This is a genomic window from Zhongshania sp., assembly GCF_041623545.1.
Classification (GTDB): Bacteria; Pseudomonadota; Gammaproteobacteria; order Pseudomonadales; family Spongiibacteraceae; genus Spongiibacter.
This window is the reverse complement of record NZ_JBFJWS010000277.1, coordinates 1-4286: the sequence shown is the minus strand read 5'-3', so window position 1 is coordinate 4286 and position 4286 is coordinate 1. Positions and strand designations below refer to the sequence as shown.

General features: G+C 54.2%; 5 protein-coding genes and 1 pseudogene. 1 reads left to right on the top strand and 5 read right to left on the bottom strand.

All coding sequences use genetic code 11. The annotated features are described in order from the left end of the window. Positions 1 to 419 (top strand): SGNH/GDSL hydrolase family protein (locus ABYT30_RS16320; protein WP_373097525.1); only part of this gene is annotated, 419 nt, incomplete at its 5' end. Positions 420 to 481: 62 nt separating this feature from the next. On the opposite strand, the gene ABYT30_RS16315 is transcribed toward ABYT30_RS16320, so the two are convergent. The 5 genes and pseudogenes from ABYT30_RS16315 to ABYT30_RS16295 all read right to left on the bottom strand — a co-directional run. Continuing rightward, positions 482 to 1123, bottom strand: a complete 642-nt coding sequence (locus ABYT30_RS16315; protein ID WP_373097524.1) for a glutathione S-transferase family protein — start codon at positions 1121 to 1123, stop codon at positions 482 to 484. A gap of 27 nt (positions 1124 to 1150) precedes the next feature. Beyond that, entirely contained in the window at positions 1151 to 1591 is a 441-nt protein-coding gene (locus ABYT30_RS16310) for a DUF1330 domain-containing protein (RefSeq protein ID WP_373097523.1), read from the bottom strand. Continuing rightward, complete coding sequence (locus ABYT30_RS16305) at positions 1584 to 3419, bottom strand: arylsulfatase (protein ID WP_373097522.1); 1836 nt, start codon at positions 3417 to 3419, stop codon at positions 1584 to 1586. The genes ABYT30_RS16310 and ABYT30_RS16305 overlap by 8 nt, the downstream gene beginning before the upstream one ends. Before the next feature lie 9 nt (positions 3420 to 3428). Next, positions 3429 to 3863, bottom strand: coding sequence for a hypothetical protein (locus ABYT30_RS16300; protein ID WP_373097521.1), 435 nt, complete (start codon positions 3861 to 3863; stop codon positions 3429 to 3431). A gap of 36 nt (positions 3864 to 3899) precedes the next feature. Continuing rightward, positions 3900 to 4286: pseudogene (locus ABYT30_RS16295) on the bottom strand (type 1 glutamine amidotransferase domain-containing protein); the annotation flags it as partial.

Genomic DNA, 4286 nt, shown 5'->3' with positions numbered 1-4286 from the left:
TGGACAGACTCCATGCAATGCCGCAGGAAGAGTTTGATACGGCGGTTGTTTCCATTGGTGTCAATGATGTGACCGGACTCAATAGGGCGAGCACGTGGACTGAAAATGTGCGGCTAATCGTGCAGCTGCTCACTGAGAAGTTCGGTGTGCGTAGGGTTTACCTATCCAGCATTCCACCGATGCACCTGTTTCCTGCGCTGCCGAATCCACTGCGGTGGTGGTTGGGCTTGCGAGCGAAGCAATTCAATGTGCTCATGAAATCCGTGGCGGACAGGGAAGCTTCCTGTACTTACGCGCCGATTCCATACTCGCCAGAACTTAGCGGGATCGCCGCGGATGGCTTCCATCCGGGTGCTGAGGCATACCGAGTGTGGGGTGATTATGTTGCTGAGCTTATTCAAGGGGGCGTGGCTGAATAAACCGGCTAAAGTCCCAAACTTTACGTAGATGTAAAAGATGAGACCTGAGCCGTTCTAAGCGATCACCCTAATCCCAGCGCCTTAGCCTCTTTAGCCAATACCGCCTTAACCTGCGGTTGCTCTTTCACCCGTGCGATCAATCCGGCCACTGCAGGCCAACGCGTGGCATCTACCTGGTAGCCAGCGTAGGCGGCGTTTATAAAAGGACTGACGACGCTGAGATCGGCCATCATGAAGTCGCCAAAGATAAAACCGTCGGCGGGGATTTGCGATTCTAGGTAGTCGAGCATCGGCGGCAGGTCGCGGTCGATGATTTTGGCGACCAGCACTTCGTCGGCTTCTTGCTTGAGGACAAAGGGCCGCATAAAGCGCTGGAAGAATATACCCGAGGCAAGCTCGGCGACGCGGCCAGCGCAGAGATCTTCGTACCAGTGTGCCCGAGCCCGTTCTTTAGGATCTTTGGGGTAGAGTGCAACCTCGGGGTAGGCTTCCTCTAAATACTGGCAAATCACTTTTGAGTCGCACAGCGTTAAGTCGTCGTCGACTAGCGCGGGCACTTTGCCGAGGGGGTTGATCTTCAGATATTCTGCGTCGCGGGAAAAGGGCATTTGCTGCACGACTTCATAGGGAATCCCCTTTATGTCCAGCGCGATAAATACTTTACGCACGAAGGGCGAGCCGTGTACACCATAAACTTTAATCATTCGTTCTCTCCTAAAGTGTTAGCCCAATTATCCAATAGGCGCTTTGAGTTGTGGCCGTGTCACTAAGACGATGGTGTCTTGGAGACCCGCATCGCGATGGACTAAGGCCTGCTGGTAGTCAGGGTCCGCAATCATATCTAGAAAGGCCGCAATATTGGGGTATTCCATGGTGGCCACCCTATGCCATGAACCGGATGAACCGATAACTTCTAAGTCAACGGTGTTCAGGGTGATGAGTCTTCCGCCGCGTTGAATAATTTGCGCAAGTGCGACGGCGCCGTATTTGTCGTAGGCATCGCTGCCGCTGAGTTTAGTCTCTGCCAGTTTATGCTCCGCCGGATATTCAGCCTCGTCTTTAAAGGCCAGAAAATTCACAAAGTGAAATGTGCCTTCTGGATCGATTGCTTGCAGGGCTTTTAGCTGTTCGGCGCTGGGTTCGATTGAGCCGATGTGCAGTGTTTCACTCATAGCTGCTTCGCCGGTAAATTGCGTAAAAAGATGTCAGAATGATCAGCGTGATAATGCCGATAATAATCTGGGCGCCAAAGCGGTCGCGCAGACCATTGATGGCCACTTGCCGGGCACCGACAAAGCCGGCAGGCATTGCTTGGATGTCGTTGCGCTTTTCGTACTGCTGATACAGATTTAACATTCTTTGTAGGCGTGGTGATTCAACGCTACTTAGGTCGGTGGTCTCGCCGGGATCCGTGGCAATATTGTACAAATGCCACTGGTTGTCGCCGACCGGAGGCTTGTTGAGCACCAGTTTGTAGTCGCCAAGAAACAGTGCGGCGTGCCCCGCCAGTTCATAGCCCACCGCGTCTTCGTCGGCGTCACCGTAGAGGCGCTCAACGTCGCCTCGTAATAGCGGCAATAAACTGCGACCAATCATGGCTTCGACTTCGCGGCCGCCATAGCGCAATTTGCCGTATTTTTCTTGGGGCGCTGGGACGCCCGTTAAGTCCAAAATGGTTGGGGTGATATCGGTGACAAAGGAAAAGGCATGGCTGATGCGTTGTTTGGCGGCAATGGGTTCGCCGGCAATAATCAGTGGCACCCGCATACCGCCTTCGCCGGTGTGAAACTTGTAATAGGCAAGTGGCGAGGCAGAGGCACTGGCAAAACTGGGACTTAGGGAATTAAAGCTGCCCTTGAGGCCGAGGGTGTCGTAGTCGGTGCTATAACCTTGTTGGCGCAGCGCAAAGCGCAGTGCTGCGGCTTGGGCATTGGCCGGGCCGGTGGCCTCGCTGCCGTTGTCGGAGGCAAAGATAAAAATAGTATTATCGTACTGGCCGGTCTGTTTTAGATAGGCCACCAAGCGCGCGATGTGGAAGTCCATGGCTTCGACCATGGCGGCGTAAACGGCCATGCGTTTGGCTTCATAGCGTTTTTGGTCTGCGCTGAGCTGCTCCCAGTCCTTGGTGGTATTCATCATTGTGGTTGCGGTGCTTTGCGGCACAATACCGAGTGCAACGGCGCGCTGTAGCCGCTGTTCACGCAGCGCTGTCCAGCCCATGTCGTACACGCCCATATAGCGGTCGATAAATTCTTGTGGGGCTTGTACCGGCATGTGTACCGCTTGAAACGGTAAATAGGCAAAAAAGGGCGCGTTGTCCTCAGTATTACTGTCGATAAACTCGATGGTTTTGTCGACGATAAAGCGCGACGAGTAAAAGTCGTCTGGCAGGGTGTAGCGCTCGCCGTCGGCAAACCAATTGGCTTGTTCGTAGATGGCTATATAGGGCTTTTGCTCCCAGTTGTCGGCGCCGGAGTCGGTCATGGCAATGGTGCGCTCAAAGCCGCGACTGCTGGGCAGCAGATCGGGGGTGGCGCCTAAATGCCATTTGCCCACCATATACGTGTGGTAACCCGCGTCTTGAAGCAGTGTTGCCACCGTCACAATATTATTGCCGAGGGTGCCTTGGTAGTGGGGGTGGCTTTGTAGTTCTGGGGGCACCATCTCTGGAATATTGGACACGCCCGCGCGGTGGTTGTCGACGCCCGTCAGGAGCATAGCGCGTGTCGGCGCGCAGTTGGCGGCGGTGTGGTAATTGGTGAATTTAATGCCGTTGTCGGCGAGCTCAGACAATGCCGGGGTGCTGATCTCGCTGCCATAGGGCGCGCTGTCGGTAAAGCCTAAGTCGTCGGCCAAGATCAGAACAATATTGGGCCGCTTGCTAGTGTGCTCTGCCGCCACAGCCGCCCAGACTTGGGTGCTGAGCCCCGCGATAAGCGCGGTAGCGACGGTAAAGCGTAGCAAGGCCTTGGGCAGGGGCCGTAACGTGTTAGTGAACATGTACTGACCTCACTCGGAGTCTGATGTGGCTTGGCGCTCGGCATTACTAGGCGCGGTGGGCGAAGGCAGACGGCTGGCGGCAAACAGGAAAAGTGCGGTGAAAATAATTTCGGGTGCAATTAAGTTTATCGCCAGTGCGGCGTCGTGGAGTAGCCATGCCAGTATTCTGCCTATCGCGGTGATGCTGGTGAGCATCGCGGCGGGATAAAACCAAACGCGTTTGCCAGTACTTACCGCAATAAGCACACATAGCCCGCAGGTCAGGAAAAAGCCTGCCATATCACCGATTTGGCTGCTGCGGCCGACACCGTCTAATAGCGGCATGCCGAACTGCTTTACCGCCTCCGCCGGATCTAGGAGAAATTGCAGGCCGGTGACAATAAAAATAATCGCGGGAATACACACAATTGCGCGCAGTATTTTTGAGCCTAAGGTGTTTTTCACAGGTATCTCCTAACAGATTCGTCGTTAGCGTTATGATTATTTTTTGGCGAGCAGCATGAGCACTTTATGCGCTGCTTCCAAACCGGAATTTTGGTTCTGACCAGTGACAAAGCGTTTTTCATCGTCGATGACCACGTGAGTGGCAAAAAAGTCACGAAAGGCGGTTTTAGCTTCAAATTGTGCACCCGCTTTTTTGAGTTCGGTTTCTGGGTGCATCGGCGTTATGGCAACGCCCAGTTCTTTTATTTGCTTGTCGGTCACGCCGGTCATTCGGCGGCCTGCTATTAGTAGCTGACCGTCGCGGTCTTTGGCATTGATGAGTCCGAGTACGCCGTGACAAACCCCGGCGATTACCGGTTGGTGGTCGGCGTAGTAGGCCTCGCTTATTCTGTTGGCGAGTACTGGCGAATAGCCGAGATCATA